The sequence below is a fragment of the Sphingopyxis sp. OPL5 genome (assembly GCF_003797775.2).
Lineage (GTDB): Bacteria > Pseudomonadota > Alphaproteobacteria > Sphingomonadales > Sphingomonadaceae > Sphingopyxis.
Genome location: NZ_CP060725.1, coordinates 2,933,943 through 2,950,750, shown reverse-complemented (window position 1 = coordinate 2,950,750; position 16,808 = coordinate 2,933,943). Strand labels below are relative to the sequence as shown.

The 16,808-nt window shown below is 65.9% G+C and carries 21 protein-coding genes; 18 read left to right on the top strand and 3 right to left on the bottom strand.

Annotated elements, in window-relative coordinates:
• Positions 1-660: an HAD-IA family hydrolase gene (locus EEB18_RS14185; protein ID WP_187141194.1), complete on the top strand. Its 660-nt coding sequence runs from the start codon at positions 1-3 to the stop codon at positions 658-660.
• Between the two features lie 4 nt (positions 661-664).
• Here the strand turns inward: EEB18_RS14185 and EEB18_RS14180 are convergent, their stop codons facing one another.
• Complete coding sequence (locus EEB18_RS14180) at positions 665-1,474, bottom strand: universal stress protein (protein ID WP_187141193.1); 810 nt, start codon at positions 1,472-1,474, stop codon at positions 665-667.
• A gap of 35 nt (positions 1,475-1,509) precedes the next feature.
• Positions 1,510-2,436, bottom strand: a complete 927-nt coding sequence (locus EEB18_RS14175) for a LysR family transcriptional regulator (protein WP_187141192.1) — start codon at positions 2,434-2,436, stop codon at positions 1,510-1,512.
• Between the two features lie 91 nt (positions 2,437-2,527).
• Between EEB18_RS14175 and EEB18_RS14170 the strand changes: the two genes are divergently transcribed.
• The 10 genes from EEB18_RS14170 (at position 2,528) to EEB18_RS14125 (ending at position 11,622) form a co-directional block, all read left to right on the top strand.
• Complete coding sequence (locus EEB18_RS14170) at positions 2,528-3,238, top strand: CoA transferase subunit A (RefSeq protein WP_187141191.1); 711 nt, start codon at positions 2,528-2,530, stop codon at positions 3,236-3,238.
• Entirely contained in the window at positions 3,238-3,564 is a 327-nt protein-coding gene (locus tag EEB18_RS14165) for a DUF5076 domain-containing protein (RefSeq protein WP_262408242.1), read from the top strand. Before EEB18_RS14170 ends, EEB18_RS14165 begins: the two co-directional genes overlap by 1 nt.
• Positions 3,565-3,566: 2 nt before the next feature.
• The gene (locus EEB18_RS14160; RefSeq protein ID WP_187141189.1) at positions 3,567-4,430 is read left to right on the top strand and encodes an HAD family acid phosphatase; all 864 of its coding nucleotides are present in this window, start codon (positions 3,567-3,569) and stop codon (positions 4,428-4,430) included.
• Positions 4,430-5,065 carry a CoA transferase subunit B gene (locus EEB18_RS14155; protein ID WP_056345845.1) on the top strand — a complete coding sequence of 212 codons (636 nt, stop codon included), beginning with the start codon at positions 4,430-4,432 and terminating at the stop codon, positions 5,063-5,065. The genes EEB18_RS14160 and EEB18_RS14155 overlap by 1 nt, the downstream gene beginning before the upstream one ends.
• Positions 5,058-5,507, top strand: a complete 450-nt coding sequence (locus EEB18_RS14150; protein WP_187141188.1) for a hypothetical protein — start codon at positions 5,058-5,060, stop codon at positions 5,505-5,507. Before EEB18_RS14155 ends, EEB18_RS14150 begins: the two co-directional genes overlap by 8 nt.
• A gap of 79 nt (positions 5,508-5,586) precedes the next feature.
• Positions 5,587-6,867, top strand: a complete 1,281-nt coding sequence (locus tag EEB18_RS14145) for a serine hydrolase domain-containing protein (protein ID WP_056345841.1) — start codon at positions 5,587-5,589, stop codon at positions 6,865-6,867.
• A gap of 84 nt (positions 6,868-6,951) precedes the next feature.
• A complete protein-coding gene (locus EEB18_RS14140) occupies positions 6,952-8,721 on the top strand; it encodes a B12-binding domain-containing radical SAM protein (protein WP_222943101.1) in 1,770 nt (589 codons plus the stop codon).
• Between the two features lies 1 nt (position 8,722).
• The gene (locus tag EEB18_RS14135) at positions 8,723-9,715 is read left to right on the top strand and encodes an NAD-dependent epimerase/dehydratase family protein (RefSeq protein ID WP_187141186.1); all 993 of its coding nucleotides are present in this window, start codon (positions 8,723-8,725) and stop codon (positions 9,713-9,715) included.
• Between the two features lie 131 nt (positions 9,716-9,846).
• Positions 9,847-10,920 (top strand): acyltransferase family protein, encoded by a 1,074-nt coding sequence (locus EEB18_RS14130; RefSeq protein ID WP_187141185.1) that lies wholly within the window; start codon positions 9,847-9,849, stop codon positions 10,918-10,920.
• A 15-nt stretch (positions 10,921-10,935) separates the two neighbouring features.
• Positions 10,936-11,622, top strand: coding sequence for a glutathione S-transferase family protein (locus tag EEB18_RS14125; RefSeq protein ID WP_187141184.1), 687 nt, complete (start codon positions 10,936-10,938; stop codon positions 11,620-11,622).
• Here the strand turns inward: EEB18_RS14125 and EEB18_RS14120 are convergent.
• Positions 11,619-12,137 (bottom strand): sterol desaturase family protein, encoded by a 519-nt coding sequence (locus tag EEB18_RS14120; protein WP_187141183.1) that lies wholly within the window; start codon positions 12,135-12,137, stop codon positions 11,619-11,621. The two genes, EEB18_RS14125 and EEB18_RS14120, sit on opposite strands and share 4 nt — an antisense overlap.
• A gap of 206 nt (positions 12,138-12,343) precedes the next feature.
• On the opposite strand from EEB18_RS14120, the gene leuC reads away from it, so the two are divergent.
• The 7 genes from leuC (at position 12,344) to EEB18_RS14085 (ending at position 16,649) form a co-directional block, all read left to right on the top strand.
• Complete coding sequence (gene leuC / locus EEB18_RS14115) at positions 12,344-13,774, top strand: 3-isopropylmalate dehydratase large subunit (protein WP_187141182.1); 1,431 nt, start codon at positions 12,344-12,346, stop codon at positions 13,772-13,774.
• A complete protein-coding gene (gene leuD, locus EEB18_RS14110; protein ID WP_187141181.1) occupies positions 13,771-14,361 on the top strand; it encodes a 3-isopropylmalate dehydratase small subunit in 591 nt (196 codons plus the stop codon). The genes leuC and leuD overlap by 4 nt, the downstream gene beginning before the upstream one ends.
• A gap of 21 nt (positions 14,362-14,382) precedes the next feature.
• Positions 14,383-15,378 carry an NADPH:quinone oxidoreductase family protein gene (locus EEB18_RS14105; protein ID WP_187141180.1) on the top strand — a complete coding sequence of 332 codons (996 nt, stop codon included), beginning with the start codon at positions 14,383-14,385 and terminating at the stop codon, positions 15,376-15,378.
• Positions 15,379-15,443: 65 nt separating this feature from the next.
• The gene (locus EEB18_RS14100) at positions 15,444-15,653 is read left to right on the top strand and encodes a DUF167 family protein (RefSeq protein WP_187141227.1); all 210 of its coding nucleotides are present in this window, start codon (positions 15,444-15,446) and stop codon (positions 15,651-15,653) included.
• 101 nt (positions 15,654-15,754) lie between these two features.
• Positions 15,755-16,048 carry a hypothetical protein gene (locus EEB18_RS14095; RefSeq protein ID WP_056345822.1) on the top strand — a complete coding sequence of 98 codons (294 nt, stop codon included), beginning with the start codon at positions 15,755-15,757 and terminating at the stop codon, positions 16,046-16,048.
• 60 nt (positions 16,049-16,108) lie between these two features.
• Positions 16,109-16,360 carry a type II toxin-antitoxin system ParD family antitoxin gene (locus EEB18_RS14090; protein ID WP_187141179.1) on the top strand — a complete coding sequence of 84 codons (252 nt, stop codon included), beginning with the start codon at positions 16,109-16,111 and terminating at the stop codon, positions 16,358-16,360.
• Positions 16,353-16,649: a type II toxin-antitoxin system RelE/ParE family toxin gene (locus EEB18_RS14085; RefSeq protein ID WP_187141178.1), complete on the top strand. Its 297-nt coding sequence runs from the start codon at positions 16,353-16,355 to the stop codon at positions 16,647-16,649. The genes EEB18_RS14090 and EEB18_RS14085 overlap by 8 nt, the downstream gene beginning before the upstream one ends.
• Positions 16,650-16,808 lie beyond the last annotated feature (159 nt).

Sequence of the window (16,808 nt, the reverse complement as noted above, 5' to 3'; positions counted from 1 at the left end):
ATGTCCATCACCACCGTCATCTTCGACTTCGGCGGCGTCATCACCGCGTCCCCCTTTGAGGCTTTCAACCGGCTCGAGGCCGAGCGCGGGCTGCCGCACGATTTCGTGCGGCGGGTCAATGCGGCCAACCCCGACGACAATGCCTGGGCGAAGTTCGAGCGCGCCGAAATCGACGCCGCGACCTTCGACACGATGTTCGCGGACGAGGCCCGCGCGCTGGGGCATGAATTGGAAGGCAGCGCGGTGCTAGCGGTCATCGCGGGGGCGGTGCGGCCCGACATGGTGACGGCGCTCGACACGCTGAAGGCGAAGGGCTTTCGCATCGGGTGCATCACCAACAACGTCCCCGGCGGCAAGATGGGGATCAAGGGCGCCGGCATGACGCGCAGCGAGCAAGCCGCGCAGGAAGTCGCGCGCATCATGGCGCGCTTCGAGCATGTCATCGAATCGAGCAAGGCCGGCGTGCGCAAACCCGACCCCGCCATCTATCTGATGATGTGCGAAACGCTGGGCGTCGAACCCGGCGAATGCGTCTATCTCGACGACCTCGGCATCAACTGCAAACCGGCGGCGGCGCTCGGCATGCACGCGATCAAGGTGACGAGCGGCGAACAGGCGCTCGCCGACCTGTCAGCGGTGCTGGGGATCGCGCTGCCCTGACGCGTCAGTGGGCGAGCAGCAGCGCGATGCGCCCGCTCGTCACCAGATAGCGCGTCACCCCGCCGAACAGCGTCTCGCGCAGCCGGCTGCGGCCGAAGGCGCCCATGACGATCAGCCCCGCCCCCATGTCGAGCGCGGCACCCTCGAGCCTCTCTTCGACCGACAGCGTCCCGCGCGGGATGACCCGCGCCCCGGCATGGATGTCGTGGCGCGAGAGATAGGCGAGCGCATCGGTCGCGGGCAGCCTTCCGTCATCTTCGCCGACGCCAACCAGTTCGACCCGCCGTCCGGCGAGCAGCGGGAGCGCGGCGCGCAGCGCGTGCGCCGCCTCGGGACTGCCGTTCCAGGCGACCATCGCGGGCGCATCGAGATCGAGCGTCGCCGCGTCGCGCGGCAGCGCCAGCACCGGCGCGCTGATCGCCAGCGCAAGGTCGCCGGCGAGCAGGCCAGGTTCCTTCCAGCGATCGTGCCCGGCGCCCGGCAGGCTGACGATCGCGAGGTCGGCGAAGGTCGCCGCCGCCGCGAGCGACGCCGCGATATCGCCGTCGGCGGCGGCGATGTCCCACGGCACATCTTCCTTCGCCAGCCGCGCCGACAGCGCCGCGTCGAGCGCGGCATCGTCGAGCTGCGCCTTCGCCATCGCCTCGGTGGCGAGATAGGTACCGCCGAACGGATCGACCGCGATGAATTGCTGGAACGGCGTCGCGATCATCAGCGTGACATGCGCGCGCTGTCGCCGCGCGATGGCGAGTGCGGTCTGCAACCGCCCTTCATTCGCGCTATCATGATCGGCGTGGACGAGAATCGAACGCATCGGGACCTCCTGTGCTGATGGGGTCCCTCTTGGCGTCAGCCGGATGCCCCATCATTGACCGGGGTCAAATTTGCGCCGGCGATGCGCAATTGCGCCGCTTCGTCGAAAATGCGAGTCAGCACCGGCTCGGTATCGGCGACGCGCATCGCGACCTGGAATTCGACCGGCGCGAGCGCGGGCAGCCCCGCGAGTTCGACCAGCGCCCCCTCGGCCATCGCGCCGCGCACCATCGGTTCGGGAAAGATGCCAACGCCGCCGCCCGCCCGCGCGATGTCGATCATCATCCGCGCATTGTTGCAGAGGTTGAGCGATTTCTGTGCGATGCGCGACGACCGGATCGCCTCGCGCATCCGGCCGTGGATCGGCGAATGGCTGGCAAGCGACCAGACGGGCACCAAGGCGCCTTCACGCCCTTCGGCAAAGGCCGCGGCGGTGGCGGGACTCGCCAGCCAGACCAGCGCGACCTCGCCGATCGGCCGCGTCTTGAGCGCCGGATGCGCGACCGGCCCGGCGGCGAAGGCGATGTCGGTGCGCCCGGTGAGCAATTGCTGGATCAGGTTCGCGGTGAGGTCGATCTCGATCTCCAGCCCGACCCCCGGCATCTGGTCCTTGAGTGCCGCGACGAAGGGCGGCAGGCAGCTTGCCGCCGCGATCTCGCCCGCGCCGATCCGCACCACCCCGCTCGCCTCGGCAAAACCGCCCGAGCCGAGCAACGCGCGCTGCATGTCGCGCAGCAGCGGATCGCAATCGCGCACCAGCTTGCGCCCCGCCGCGGTCAGCGACATGCCGCGCCCGTCGCGCCGGAACAGGGTGGCCCCCATCCGCTGCTCCAGCTCGCGCATGCGCGCCGACACCGCCGGCTGGGTCGTGTTCAGACGCTCGGCCGCCGCCGAAAAGGTTCCCAGCCGGTCGATCCACAGCAGGGTTTCGAGATGGTAGAGCGAGATGCGACTGATAGACATCATTTATGCATAGCGGAAAATTAGAATAATTAGAATTGATGGATCAAATGCGCCAATGTCGGCGCCGATCACCCATCAAGGAGGCTGTTTCATGGGGAACAAGCGCTATTCCGACGCCGCCGCCGCACTCGAAGGACTGCTCTTCGACGGCATGCAGATTTGTGCGGGCGGCTTCGGCCTTTGCGGCATTCCCGAACGGCTGATCGACGCGATCCGCGACGCGGGCACCAAAGACCTGACGATCGCCAGCAACAACGCCGGCATCGACGGCGAAGGGCTCGGCAAGCTGCTGCGCACCAGGCAGGTCCGGAAGATGATCAGCAGCTATGTCGGCGAGAACAAGGAGTTCGAGCGGCAATATCTGGCCGGCGAACTCGAAGTCGAATTCTGTCCGCAGGGCACGCTCGCCGAACGCTGCCGCGCGGGCGGCGCGGGCATCCCCGGCTTCTACACCAAGACCGGCGTCGGCACGCTCGTCGCCGAGGGCAAGGAAGTGAAGAATTTCGACGGTCAGGACTATATCCTCGAACGCGGTATCTTTGCCGACCTCGCGATCATCAAGGGATGGAAGGCCGACGAGAGCGGCAACCTCATCTTCCGCAAGACCGCGCGCAACTTCAACCAGCCAATGGCGACCGCGGCGAAAATCTGCGTCGCCGAGGTCGAAGAGATCGTGCCGACCGGCAGCCTCGACCCCGACGCGATCCACCTGCCCGGCATCTATGTGAAGCGGATGATCGTCGGCGCGCCGTACGACAAGAAGATCGAGTTCCGCACCGTTCGTCCGCGCGAGACGGCGTGATGTTTGGCAAACGAAATGATCAACCCGCTGGCGCGATAGATTTGGCGGGTGCGGATCTCAAAGACGCAATCGAAGTCATTCGAGCATTCCTGCCGGGGCAGGAACAGATTGTTGGCGGGATTTACATTGACCCTCCCGCGTCATTGCAACCCTTTGGTTTCGGAATTTTGTTGGCGGATTTGGTCCATCACGCTGCCAATGCCTATGCCTACAAATTTGATTTGGACGCCGACCAAGTCCGGTATGCAATCTCCAGCGGTCTGCACGCCGAGTTGGCTTCGCCGACGGAAAACGTGAAGCAAGTGACTCCGGAGACGGACCAGTGAAAATGGGTGCGATCCTTTGCTCGCTGCTCCTTGCTGGCTGTGCGAGCGCTCCGGCAGGGGTGACGACGGCTCCGGCGCCCCCGGCGCCAGCCGAAGCGGCCAAGCCGCCGGTCGCGCTGCAATATCTTTATGGCTCGCCCGAGGCAGCGGTTGCGGTGCGTGCGACCAATGCGCGGATCGCCGACTATGGCGTGGAACGGATCAAGCAGCGGCCGAAGGACAGCGTCGTCCTTGCGCCCGGCGCGGGCGTCGATGCCCCGGCGTTCGAGCCGTGCGGCGACAAACCCTTTGCCGCGGTGTTCGACGCCGACGAGACGTTGATCTGGAACCTGGGGCCGATGCGCCATTTCGCCGAGACGGGCACCAGCTTCGACCCGAAGGTCTGGGACCAGTGGGAAAAGAGCGGCGCGGGCAAGGCGGTGGCGATGCCGGGCACGGTCGAGATGGTGAACGCCCTGCGCGCCGCGGGAATCACCGTGATCGCCAACACAAACCGCAGCGCCGCCAATGCCAAGGGCAGCGCGGATACGCTGCGTGCCGCCGGGCTTGGCGCGTTCAAGCATGGCGAGACCTTGTTCCTGATGGGCGACGACGCCGGCGGATCGAGCAAGGATGGCCGCCGCGCGGCGATCGCGGCGAAATATTGCGTCATCATCCTCGGCGGCGACCAGCTCGGCGACTTCAGCCAGCAGTTCAACGCCAAGGACCTGCCCGCCGGGCAGCGCATGGCGCTCGCGACCAGCGCGGGCGCCACCGCACTCTGGGACAAGGGCTGGTTCCTTTTTCCCAACCCCGTCTATGGCCCCTGGGAAAAACTGGGCTGGGACGACGCCTTCCCCTCCGACAAGAAATGGGAGCCGAAATAATGGCCTGGACGCGTGATGATATGGCGGCGCGCGCCGCGAAGGAACTGCAGGACGGCTATTACGTCAACCTGGGGATCGGCATCCCGACTTTGGTTGCGAACCATATCCCAGCGGGGATGACGGTGACGCTGCAGTCGGAGAATGGCATGCTCGGCATCGGGCCCTTCCCGCTGGAAGGCGACGAGGACGCCGACCTGATCAACGCGGGCAAGCAGACGATCAGCGAGCTGCCGCAAACGGCCTATTTCAGTTCGGCCGACAGTTTCGCGATGATCCGCGGCGGGCATATCGACCTGACCGTGCTCGGCGCGATGGAAATCGCCGAAAATGGCGACATCGCCAACTGGATGATCCCGGGCAAGATGATCAAGGGCATGGGCGGCGCGATGGACCTCGTCGCCGGGGTCAAGAAGATCATCGTCGTGATGGAACACAATGCCAAGGACGGCAGCCCCAAGTTCATCCCGGCCTGTACCCTGCCGCTGACCGGACAGAATGTCGTCGACATGATCATCACCGACCTCGCGGTGTTCAAACGCGACGACCATGACAGCCCGTTCCGGCTGATCGAACTCGCGCCGGGGGTGACGGCCGAGGACGTCGCCGAAAAGACGACGGCGCATTATATTGCATGATGTCGCGGCGGGTCCCGGCTCTGCCTGGCTGATCGTCGGCGGGTGGCTGTCGGTTCTGGCCGCGCTGCTGCACATCACCTGCATCTTCGGCGGCCCCGACTGGTATCGGTTCTTCGGCGCCGGCGAGGGCATGGCGCGCGCCGCCGCGCGCGGCGACTGGACGCCGACGCTGATCACGCTGGGGATTGCCGCCGTGCTGATGGTCTGGGCCGCCTATGCTTTTTCGGGCGCCGGGTCGCTTCCGCGCCTGCCGCTGCTGCGGACGGGGCTGATCGTCATCACCGGCATCTACCTGCTGCGCGGGCTGGTCTTTGTGCCCCTCCACCTGTGGCGGCCGCAGCATAGCGACAGTTTCGCGATCTGGTCTTCGCTGATCGTGATGGTCTATGGCGCGGTTTACGCGGTCGGGACGTTCAAGGCCTGGCGCCATCTGGCACCGTGAGCCGCTGCGGGGGTGACGGCGGGGGAAGTCGCCGCTAAGACGACAGCCAAATATAAGGTCGCCATTCAGTCACGAGTCCATGAAGCGCTTTTTCCTTGTTCTGATAGCCCTCGCCGTGCTCGGCTCGGCGGGCTGGTTTGGCCTTGGTGCCTCTGGTGGCAGCCACACGCTTGCCAGCATCCCGATCCCGATGGCAGCCCCTGAGAACCTGCCCGACACGCCGGCGGAATGGCGCGGGCGGATCGACTATCGCGCGCTCGACAAGCAATTGACCGAGCTGGCGCAGCGGCCCGAAATGGCCGGGCTGGCGGTGGCGGTGGTCGAAGACGGCAAGCTGAGCTTCGTGCGCGCCTATGGCGTCGCCGACCGCTCGACCGGCGCGCCGGCCACGCTGCAGACCCTGTTCCGCTGGGCCTCGGTTTCCAAGACCGCGACGGGCGCGATGGCCGCCGCGATGGCCCGCGACGGCCGGATCGATCTGGACCGTCCGGTCGGCGCTTCGCACGCATCGCTGCGCCTGCCCGGCGGCGCCGAAGCGCGGATCACGCTCGCCGATGTGCTGGCGCAGCGCACCGGCCTCACCAAAAACGCCTATGACGAGAAACTGGAAGAAGGGCAGGACCCGGCATTGCTGCGCGCCAGCCTTGCCACAGCGCCGCTGCAATGCGAACCCGGCACCTGCCACACCTATCAGAACATCGCCTTCGATACCGCGAGCGAGATATTGGGGCGCGCTGCGGACAAGCCGTTCGGCAAGGCGGTCGAGGACCGGTTTTTCCTGCCCCTCGGCATGGTCAGCGCGGGTTACGGGATGGCGCGGCTGACCGGCGCGAAGGATTGGGCGAGGCCGCATGGCAACGGCCATGTCCGGCCGGTCAAGGAGGCCTATTGGCGCGTTCCCGCCGCCGCGGGGGTCGAGAGCGATATCGTCGATTTCGCCACATGGATGCAGGCGATGATGGGTGCCCGCCCCGAGGTGCTGCCGGCCGCAACGTTGCAGATCGCCCACCGCCCGCGCGTCGGCACCGCGCGGCTCTATGGCGGCGCCCTGCGTCAGGCCACGAATGAGGCATCCTATGGCCTCGGCTGGCGGAACTTCACCTATGAGGGCCACCGGCTCGAAGGCCATTCGGGGGCGGTCTCGGGTTATCGCGCGACGATGATCTTCGAACCGGCGACGCGGACGGGCGTCGTGGCGCTGTGGAACAGCGATTTCGGTTTCCCCTTCCGCATCCCCTTCGCAGCGATCGACAGCTATCACAAGCGCGCGGGCGCCAACTGGCTCGACCTCAGCGAACTGCCCCAACAGGGCGGCGCCGCGGCCAAGGCACGCCCGATTGCCGAGGAAACAAAGGGATAATCGTCCCGAACCGGCAGGGCAATCGAGGGCTGGCGGCGCCTCTGGCACCGCGCTAGGACTATGGTCTTGGGCGCCGAATCATCCTTGACCGCGCAACGCCACACCGCCGTCGGCACCGATGCCAGGCGGCCCCCCTTTCACATCTGGCTGGTCAAGCCGACGCGCTACGACGACGACGGCTATCCGCTGCAATGGTGGCGGTCGATCATCCCATCGAACTCGCTCGCCTGCCTGACCGGGATCATCGAGGATGCGCTGGCACGCGGCGTGCTCGCGGACCGCGAGGTGCGCATCGAGGTGGTCGACGAGATCCACAGCAAGGTCGACGCCGCGAAGATCGCCCGCTCGATCCGCCGCGCCGGGGGCGGGTTTGTCGGGCTGGTCGGGGTGCAGTCGAACCAGTTCCCCCGCGCGCTCGACCTCGCGCGCGACTTCCGGTCGGGCGGGGTGCAGGTCGCGATCGGCGGCTTCCATGTCTCAGGCTGCCTGTCGATGCTGAAGGCGATGCCGCCCGAACTGGTCGAGGCGCAGGACCTCGGCGTCTCCTTCTTCGCCGGCGAGGCCGAGGAGGGCCGGATCGACGAGGTGCTGGTCGATGCCGCAAACGGTGCGATGAAGCCCGTCTATAACTGGCTCGGCAAGACCCCGCATCTCGAGGGCGCGCCGCTGCCGCTCCTCCCCAAGGCGCAGGTCGACCGCAACATCAATCGTTACGCCAGCTTCGACCTCGGCCGCGGCTGCCCGTTCGAATGCAGTTTCTGCACCATCATCAACGTGCAGGGGCGCAAGAGCCGGTTCCGCACCCCCGACGACCTTGAGGCGATCGTCCGCGCCAACGCCGCGCAGGGCGTGTCGCGCTTCTTTCTGACCGACGATAATTTCGCGCGCAATCGTCACTGGGAGCCTTTGCTCGATCGGCTGATCGCCTTGCAGGACGAAGGACTGGGCGTCCGCATGGCGATCCAGGTCGACACCCTCGCGCACCGCATCGACGGCTTCATCGACAAATGCGTCGCCGCGGGCGCCGACCAGATTTTCATCGGGCTGGAAAATATCAATCCCGACAATCTGGAGGCCGCGAAGAAGCGCCAGAACCGCGTCGAGGAATATCGCGAGATGTTCCTCGCGTGGAAACGCCACCCGGTGGTGATCACCTGCGGCTATATCATCGGTTTCCCGAACGACAGCTATGCGTCGGTGATGCACGATATCGAGATGCTCAAGGAAGAGCTTCCCGTCGACACGCTCTATCTGAATTACCTGACCCCGCTGCCGGGCAGCGAGGACCATCGCCGTCTGGTCGACACCGGCGCATGGATGGACCCCGATCTCAACAAATATGACCTCAACCACCGCGTCACCCACCATCCGACGATGAGCGACGAGGAATGGGAGCGCGCCTATCGCGACGCGCACCGCAGCTTTTACAGCTGGGATCATATGGAGCGCATATTGCGCCGCATGGCCGCGCTCGGTTCGAACAAGAAAAAGACGACGGTCAACCGCCTGCTTGCCTATCGCGAGGCGGTGCGGCTGGAGGGCGTCGCCAAGCTTGAGTCGGGCTATGTGCGGATCAAGCGGCGGACCCAGCGGCGTCCCGGCCTGCCGCGCGAAAATGTCTTTGCCTTCTGGACCGGCTATGGCGCGCACCTGGTCCACGCGCTCGGCGGCAGCCTGGTCACCTATGCGAGGCTTTACCGGATGATGCGGCGGATCGTCACCGATCCCGACCGCTTCGCCTATCGCGACCGCGCGATCAGCGCCGATACCGGCGACGGTGCCTCGCCGCTAATCGCCGACACCCGCGCCACCGATCATTCGCAACGCCGCACCGCGCGCGCCAAAGCCGCCTGACATGCGCGTCCTGCTCACCGGATCGACCGGCTGGCTTGGCCGCTATCTGGCGCCGATGCTGCGCGGCGCGGGGCATCAAGTCGTCGGCCTCGACATCGTCCCCGGCGACGACACCCAGATCGTCGGCACCGTCGCCGACCGCGCGCTGGTCGACCGGATCTTCGCGGACCACGGCATCGAGGCGGTCATTCACGCCGGGGCGCTGCACAAGCCCGATATCGTGCGATACCCGCGCCAGGCGTTTGTCGATGTCAACGTCAGCGGCACACTGAACCTGATCGAGGCCGCGGTTGCGGCAGGCAACGACCGGTTCCTCTTCACGTCGACCACTTCGCTGATGGTGCGCGCCGATGTGCGCGACGGCGCCGGCGCGGCGGGCGCGTGGTGGATGGACGAGGATTTCGCACCGGTCGAACCGCGCAACATCTATGGCATCACCAAGCTTGCCGCCGAACAGGCGTGCCGGCTGGTCCACCGCGAGCACGGTATCGCCGCCCTGATCCTGCGCACCGGGCGCTTCTTTCCCGAGGATGACGACACGCTCGCGGTGCCGGGCGGCCTCAACCTCAAGGCGAACGAGTTGCTCAACCGCCGCCTGACCGTCGAGGATGCCGCCGCCGCGCATCTTGTCGCGCTCGAACGTGCGCCCGCTATCGGCTGCGACACCTTCATCCTGTCAGCGCCGCCGCCCTTCGCCCGCGACGAGGCCGCGGACCTCGCCCGCGATGCACGCGCGGTGATCGCGCGCCACCATCCACAGGCCGAAGCGCTCTATGCCGCGCGCGGCTGGGTGCTGCCCGAGCGGATCGACCGCGTCTACGACCCGTCGCGCGCCGAGCGGCGGCTGGGCTGGCGGGCGAGCACCGATTTCGGCAGCGTGCTGGCGGCGCTCGCCGACGGGGCGCCGCTGCCCTTTGCCCACGACCCCCATTACACCTCGCCGATCGTCGCGCAGCGCCGCCACCGGCGCGCGGACGATCTTTGCACCAACTGACGTGTGGGGTCCCAAATCCGCACGACCGAAAAGCGCAGCGCGGCTGTTCGCAATTCGATGGTGCTGCGGCGATTCCTTCGCTAGCAACGCGGTCCATTGTGCCATGCAGAAACGGCGGGAGTTAGGGCGGGATGACAGCGTCGCAGGCCGATGAACGCAAAGCCGTCAACTATTACCATGGTCTCGACACGATCCGCCTCATCTGTGCGGCGGTCGTTGCGATCGGCCACCATTATTCCAATTTCCAGATCTTTGAATCCGAGCGTTATAATCGCCTGATTTCATCGGGATGGGACATATTGTGGAACGGGCCCGCCGCGGTCATCGTGTTCTTCATCATCTCGGGCTTCGTCATCCACGCCCCCTATCACCAGGGGAAGAGCTTCAGCACCGGCGAGTTCTACGTCAAACGGTCGATCCGCATCGTGCTGCCGTCGATCGCCTTCATGATCGCCTTCGTGTTTCCCGATATCGGCCAGATCACCGAGGTGAGCTGGAAGGCGACGGTGCTGTGGAGCCTGATCTGCGAGCTGATCTATTATTTCCTCTATCCGTTGCTCGTCCGCTTCAACGGCCGGATGCATATCCCGCTCGCCATCTCGTGCGTCGTCACCATCCTGATCTATTATGTCTACGCCGATGTCTTCGTCGACAACCGCAATTATCGCGCGCTCGGCTATGGCACCTTCCTCGTGGGCTTTCCCTGCTGGCTCGCGGGTTGCTGGCTGGCGGAGAATCTGCATCGCTTCGGCCGGCTTTCGGCGCTGTGGATCAACGCGACGCGCGTCGGCATCTTCGCGATGGCGGTCGTCTTCAAGCTCGCGAAGACGCAGTTGGTCGGTTTCGGCCTCTTCACCTCCTCGGCCTTCATCCTCAACATCTTCGCGATCTTCGCGACCTTCTGGCTCGGCTTCGAACTGGTGCGGATGCTCGACCGGTCGGGCCCCGCCCCATTCGACCGCATGGGCCGCGCCACCTTCAGCCTCTACCTTGTCCATCCGGTCGCGATGCGACTGTTCGAGGGCGGCGACCATGGCGTCGTGTCGCTGCTGCTCTATCTGGTGGTGACCGGCGTCATGACCTATGTCTTTTTCCTGCTGTGCGAACGCCCGAGCCACCGGCTCGCGCATAAGCTCGGCAACCGGCTGGTCGGCCGCGCGCCGACCGAACGGCAGACCGCGGGCACCGCGGCCGCCGGCGACTGAACGACGGAACCCGACATGAGCGACTATTGCCTGATCACCGCCAACCGCAACTATTCGAGCTGGTCGCTGCGGCCGTGGATGCTGATGCGGGGGCTCGGCATCGTCTTCGAGGACCGGATCGAGCCTTTCGCGCAGCCGGTCAATTACGACGCCTTTCGCAGCTTTTCGCCGACCGGACAGGTTCCGGCGCTGCTCCACGAGGGGCGGACGATCTACGACTCGCTGGGCATCGCGCTCTATCTCGCCGACCGGCACGACGCGGTGTGGCCGGCGGATCCCGATGCACGCGCCTGGGCGCAGTGCGCGGCGGCCGAAATGCACAGCGGCTTTGCGGCGCTGCGTAACGATTGCACGATGAACGTCGGCGTGCGCGTGACCCCGAAGCCGATGTCGGACGCGCTGAAAGCCAATGTCACGCGCATCCGCGAAGTGTTCGAACAGGGGCTCGCCCGCTTCGGCGGACCATGGCTCGCGGGGTCGCAATTTTCGGCGGTCGATGCCTTTTTCGCGCCGGTCGCCTTTCGAATCCGCACCTATGGCCTCGACGTCGGCGCCGGACAGGCGTGGGTGGACCATATCCTCGCCCATCCTGCGATGCGCGACTGGGAAGAACAGGCGCTCGCCGAAAGCTGGCGCGAGGAAAGCCATGAGGAGGAACTGGCGGCGGCGGGGTCGATCATCGCCGATTATCGCACCGCCTAGTCGGCCAGCGCCTCGCGGACGACCGCGATCCCGGCCTCACGCTGCACCTTGAGTTCTGCCTTGAGCTTCGCCGGGTCGCGCGCGAAGACGAAGCCGAAGCTGACCCCGCCTTCCTTGCCGATCGTCGCGTGGTGGAGCTTGTGCGCCTGCACCAAGCGCTTGGCATAGCCACGGCGCGGAACCCAGCGGAAAGTGCGCTGGTGGACAAGCCCGTCGTGAACGAGCGTGTAGATGATGCCATAGAAAAGCACGCCGAGGCCGATCCACGTCCCCGGCTCCCACGCCGAGCCGCCCATGATCATCGGGCTGCCCGCCGCGAACATCGATATGCTGAGCGCGGCGCCGAAGAGCGCGAACAGGTCATTCTTTTCGAGCAATTTATCATGCGGTTCGTGATGGTCGCGGTGCCAGGCCCAGCCGAAACCGTGCATGATATATTTGTGGCTGGCCCAGGCGACGCCCTCCATCGCCACGACGGTGGCAAGGACGAGCATGAGGATGGCGAGCGGCGACATGGCGCGATCATAGGCCGATTATGCCAGCCACACCATCATCTCCTCGTCACCCCGGACTTGATCCGGGGTCCCGCTTGTCCACGTCGCAAAGCGGGATGCCGGATCAAGTCCGGCATGACGAAGGGAGAATCAGAGCGCACGACCGAAAATTGCGTTTTGGATCGCCACTCGCTTGCATTGTTGTCCGGGGGGCTTAAGTGAACCGCATGACTCGGCCCCGCACCCTCTATGAGAAAATCTGGGACGCGCATGTCGTCGAACAGCGCCCCGATGGTACCGCCCTGATCTTCATCGACCGTCACCTCGTCCATGAAGTCACCAGCCCGCAGGCCTTCGCGGGGCTACGCGCGAGCGGCCGCGCGGTGCGTCGCCCCGACCTGACGCTGGCGGTGCCCGATCACAACCTGCCTACCACGGCACGGCTCGACGCAGCGGGCCACAGGCTGCCGATCGCCGACGCCGAAAGCGCCGCGCAGCTCGCGGCGCTCGAAAAGAACGCGCCCGAATATGGCATCCGCTATATCGACGCGACCGCACCCGAGCAGGGCATCGTCCATGTCGTAGGGCCCGAACAGGGATTCTCGCTGCCCGGCACGACGATCGTCTGCGGCGACAGCCACACCGCCTGCCACGGCGGCATCGGCGCGCTGGCATTCGGCATCGGGACGAGCGAGGTCGAGCATGTGCTCGCGACGCAGACGCTGCTGCTGCAACCGGCGAAAACGATGGAAGTGCGCGTCGAGGGTGAGGTCGGCCCTGGCATCAGCGCCAAGGACATCATCCTCCACATCACCGGCACCATCGGCGCCGCGGGCGGCACCGGCCATGTCATCGAATATACCGGCAGCGCGATCCGCGCGCTGAGCATCGAGGGGCGGCTGACGGTCAGCAATATGGCGATCGAGGGCGGCGCGCGCGCCGGGCTGATCGCGCCCGACGAGGTTACCTTCGAATATCTGAAGGGCCGCCCCTATGCACCCAAGGGCGCCGACTGGGACGCGGCGGTCGAATATTGGAAGAGCCTCGCGACCGATGCGGGAGCGACCTACGACAAGGTCGTGGTGATCGACGCCGCCGACATCGCGCCGAGCGTGACCTGGGGCACCAGCCCCGAGGATGTCGTGCCGATCACCGGGGTCGTCCCCGACCCCGCGAGCTTCGCCGATCCGTCGAAGCAGGCGGCAGCGGCGAAATCGCTCGCCTATATGGGCCTCACCCCCGGCACGCGGATGCAGGATGTGCCGGTCGAAAATATCTTCATCGGCAGCTGCACCAACAGCCGCATCGAGGACATGCGCGCCGCCGCGGCGGTGATCAAGGGCCGCAAGAAGGCCGACAATGTCAAATGGGCGATCGTCGTCCCCGGTTCGGGGCTGGTGAAGGCGCAGGCCGAGGCCGAGGGACTCGACCGCATCTTCACCGACGCGGGGCTCGAGTGGCGCGAACCCGGCTGTTCGGCGTGCCTCGCGATGAACCCCGACAAGGTGCCCGCGGGCGAGCGCTGCGCCAGCACGAGCAACCGCAATTTCGTCGGCCGCCAGGGTCCGGGCAGCCGCACCCACCTCGTCAGCCCCGCGATGGCGGCGGCGGCGGCGGTGACCGGCAAGCTCACCGATGTGCGGGAACTGATGGCATGACCCCGCTGAACGAGGTCGATGGCCGCGCGATTCCGTTCGGGCTGAAGAATGTCGATACCGACGTCATCATCCCCGCGCACTGGCTGAAGGGCACGACGCGCGAGGGCATGGGCCGCGGCGCGTTCGAGGCGATCCGCAAGGACCCCGACAACCTTTTCGACAGCGCCGAATATAAAGGCGCGCCGATCCTGATCGCGGGCGACAATTTCGGCTGCGGGTCGAGCCGCGAACATGCGGCATGGGCATTGGGCGACCTTGGCATTCGCGTCGTGATCGCGCCGTCCTACTCGGACATCTTCTCGGGCAATGCGGTGAAGAATGGCATCCTCCCCGTCGTGCTGCCGCAGGCGGCGATCGACCGGTTGATGGAGGTCGCGCTGACCGATCCGGTGCATGTCGACCTCGAAAACCAGACGGTGACGACCCAGTTTCAGGACCGCTTCGCCTTCGAGATCGACCCGTTCCGCAAGATGTGCCTGCTCGAAGGGCTCGACGAGATTTCGATCACCGAAAAGAGCGACGCCGCGATCGGCGACTATGAGAAAAAACTGGCGCAGGACCGGCCCTGGCTGCAACCTTCGCTGTAACACCCCTGTGAGGAGAAGATGATGAAGGCTCTCTTGTCGACCGCCACCGGCGGCCCCGAAACGCTGGCCATCGGCGAACTGCCGCGCCCGAGTGCCGGTGCCGGCCAGATCGTGATCGACGTGAAGGCCTGTGCGGTCAACTTCCCCGACGTATTGATCATCGAGGACAAATATCAGTTCAAGCCCGAACGCCCCTTTGCGCCAGGCGGCGAGGTCGCAGGACTCGTGGCCGAGGTCGGCGAGGGCGTGACCGACTTCAAGGTCGGCGACCGCGTGATCGCGGGCTGCGGTAACGGCGGCATGGCCGAGGCGATCGCGGTTTCGGTGCATAATGTCTATCATTTGCCCGACGGGCATGACTTCGCCGAAGGGGCCTCGCTGCTGATGACCTATGGCACCAGCATCCATGCGCTGGTCGATCGCGGGCATATCAAGGAAGGCGACACCTTGCTCGTCCTCGGCGCCTCGGGCGGGGTCGGCATCGCGGCGGTGGAACTGGGCAAGGCGTTCGGCGCGCGCGTCGTCGCGGGGGTGTCGAGCGAGGACAAGGCCGAGATCGCACGGGCCGCCGGCGCCGACGAAGTCGTCGTCTATGGCCGCCAGCCGTTCGACAAGGACCAGTCGAAGGACCTCGCGAACAAGTTCAAGGAGGCCGTGGGGCCGAACGGTGCGAACCTCGTCTATGACGCGGTCGGCGGCGACTATGCCGAACCCGCGCTGCGCTCGATCGCGTGGGAAGGCCGCTATCTCGTCGTCGGTTTCCCTGCGGGTATCCCGCGCCTGCCGCTCAACCTCACGCTGCTCAAGAGCTGCGACGTCGCCGGCGTCTTCTGGGGCGCCTTCGTCGCACGCGAACCCGTGCGCAACCGCGGCAATATCGCGCGGCTGTTCGCGCTATGGGCGCAGGGCAAGATCAAGCCGCGGGTCACCGGCACCTATGCCCTTGCCGACGGCGGCAAGGCGATCGCCAAGCTTGGCGACCGCAGCGCGGTCGGCAAGCTGGTCGTGACCATCTGAAATATCGCCCCGAGCCGGCGCTGACCGAAGCGCTGCGTGCGCTGGCGGCGAGCGGACGGCTTGCGGTGCGCGTCACCCCCGGCGCGAGCCGCGACACGGTGACGATCGCGGACGACACCGTGCACCTGCGCGTCACCGCGCCGCCCGCCGATGGCGCCGCGAACGCAGCGGTGCTGCGACTGCTCGCCGCCGCGCTCGACGTCGCGCCGCGCAACCTGTCACTGCTGCGCGGCGCGAGCGCCCGGATCAAGCTGATCGGGATCGCGCCGGACTGATCGCGATCGATTTTTTGCGGGTTAACGCTTTGTCAGTGGCTCCCGGCTATTGAGCAGGGTGTGACACTAGCGCTTCGAGCGCGTTAGACAGGGCAGGGAAGATGGCGACTCGCCGTTCGATCGGGGAAGATACCGCTGCGGGCATCGCGAATATTTCGCGCACCCGCCGCGCGCAGCTTGTTGCCGAGTTCGAAGGCGATCTGGGCATCGATTACAAAGCCCGCGCCAAAGCGATCGCCGACGCGCACCGCTGGCAGGTGATCAAGACGATCATCGTGTGGACGATCGCGCTGATGTTCTTCCTGATCGCGTGCCAGAAACTCTGGATCATGGGCCAGGCGGTCGACGAACCCTTCTCCGACCTTAATTTCTTCCATGGGTGGTTTGGGGGATAGCCTCGGCGCGCGAAAATGGCGCCGCTGGACGCTGTTACCAAAATTTGGTACCATCGCCGCATGGCAGCGAAAAACACCTCGGTCGCCTTGGGCGAACCTTTCATCGAATTCGCCCGCAACAAGGTCGAATCGGGCGAGTTCGCGACGACCAGCGAGGTCGTGCGCGAGGCGATGCGGCGTTATATCGCTTATGACGACGGGGTCGCGGCGTTGCGGCGCGAGATACAGAAGGGCATCGATAGCGGACCGGCCCGCCCCTTCGATTGGGACGCCTTCATGGAGCGGAAGTTCGGCCCCGCAAGCGATGCGTAGCATCGTCGTCCGCCCCGAGGCGGAAGTCGACATCGAAGACATCGCGGATCACACCATCGCACAATGGGGCGCCGACCAAGCCCGCCACTATCTCGGCGATCTCCGCCGAACCATCGAGCGCCTTGCGGTGGATGGATTACGACGCCCGGAAGAAGCGGACGTCTTTCCGGGCCTGAGACGAGCGCGGAGCGGGCACCATTTCATATTCTATCTGATCGACGACGAGCGGGTCGATGTGATCAGGGTGTTGCATGAGCGGCGGGATGTGATGCGGCAATTGCAAGGTTGAGCGCGAGGCAGACCATCAAGCGAAGGGGTCCGAAACATCCTCCTTTCGGGCCTCCACCTGCGGATTGTCTCCATAAGAAATATGCCGCGATCGATGCTCATGAACTCGCGCAGCCGCGATGCCTTCAGGCGACGCGACCATTTCCAAAGGTCGCCGCAT

Bases quoted from the DNA above. Each gene is read 5' to 3' on its own strand.
- EEB18_RS14185 (WP_187141194.1), top strand. From the start codon at position 1: ATGTCCATCACCACCGTCATCTTCGACTTCGGCGGCGTCATCACCGCG.
- EEB18_RS14180 (WP_187141193.1), bottom strand. From the start codon at position 1,474: ATGCGTTCGATTCTCGTCCACGCCGATCATGATAGCGCGAATGAAGGG.
- EEB18_RS14175 (WP_187141192.1), bottom strand. From the start codon at position 2,436: ATGTCTATCAGTCGCATCTCGCTCTACCATCTCGAAACCCTGCTGTGG.
- EEB18_RS14170 (WP_187141191.1), top strand. From the start codon at position 2,528: ATGGGGAACAAGCGCTATTCCGACGCCGCCGCCGCACTCGAAGGACTG.
- EEB18_RS14165 (WP_262408242.1), top strand. From the start codon at position 3,238: ATGTTTGGCAAACGAAATGATCAACCCGCTGGCGCGATAGATTTGGCG.
- EEB18_RS14160 (WP_187141189.1), top strand. From the start codon at position 3,567: ATGGGTGCGATCCTTTGCTCGCTGCTCCTTGCTGGCTGTGCGAGCGCT.
- EEB18_RS14155 (WP_056345845.1), top strand. From the start codon at position 4,430: ATGGCCTGGACGCGTGATGATATGGCGGCGCGCGCCGCGAAGGAACTG.
- EEB18_RS14145 (WP_056345841.1), top strand. From the start codon at position 5,587: ATGAAGCGCTTTTTCCTTGTTCTGATAGCCCTCGCCGTGCTCGGCTCG.
- EEB18_RS14135 (WP_187141186.1), top strand. From the start codon at position 8,723: ATGCGCGTCCTGCTCACCGGATCGACCGGCTGGCTTGGCCGCTATCTG.
- EEB18_RS14130 (WP_187141185.1), top strand. From the start codon at position 9,847: ATGACAGCGTCGCAGGCCGATGAACGCAAAGCCGTCAACTATTACCAT.
- EEB18_RS14125 (WP_187141184.1), top strand. From the start codon at position 10,936: ATGAGCGACTATTGCCTGATCACCGCCAACCGCAACTATTCGAGCTGG.
- EEB18_RS14120 (WP_187141183.1), bottom strand. From the start codon at position 12,137: ATGTCGCCGCTCGCCATCCTCATGCTCGTCCTTGCCACCGTCGTGGCG.
- leuC (WP_187141182.1), top strand. From the start codon at position 12,344: ATGACTCGGCCCCGCACCCTCTATGAGAAAATCTGGGACGCGCATGTC.
- leuD (WP_187141181.1), top strand. From the start codon at position 13,771: ATGACCCCGCTGAACGAGGTCGATGGCCGCGCGATTCCGTTCGGGCTG.
- EEB18_RS14105 (WP_187141180.1), top strand. From the start codon at position 14,383: ATGAAGGCTCTCTTGTCGACCGCCACCGGCGGCCCCGAAACGCTGGCC.
- EEB18_RS14095 (WP_056345822.1), top strand. From the start codon at position 15,755: ATGGCGACTCGCCGTTCGATCGGGGAAGATACCGCTGCGGGCATCGCG.
- EEB18_RS14090 (WP_187141179.1), top strand. From the start codon at position 16,109: ATGGCAGCGAAAAACACCTCGGTCGCCTTGGGCGAACCTTTCATCGAA.
- EEB18_RS14085 (WP_187141178.1), top strand. From the start codon at position 16,353: ATGCGTAGCATCGTCGTCCGCCCCGAGGCGGAAGTCGACATCGAAGAC.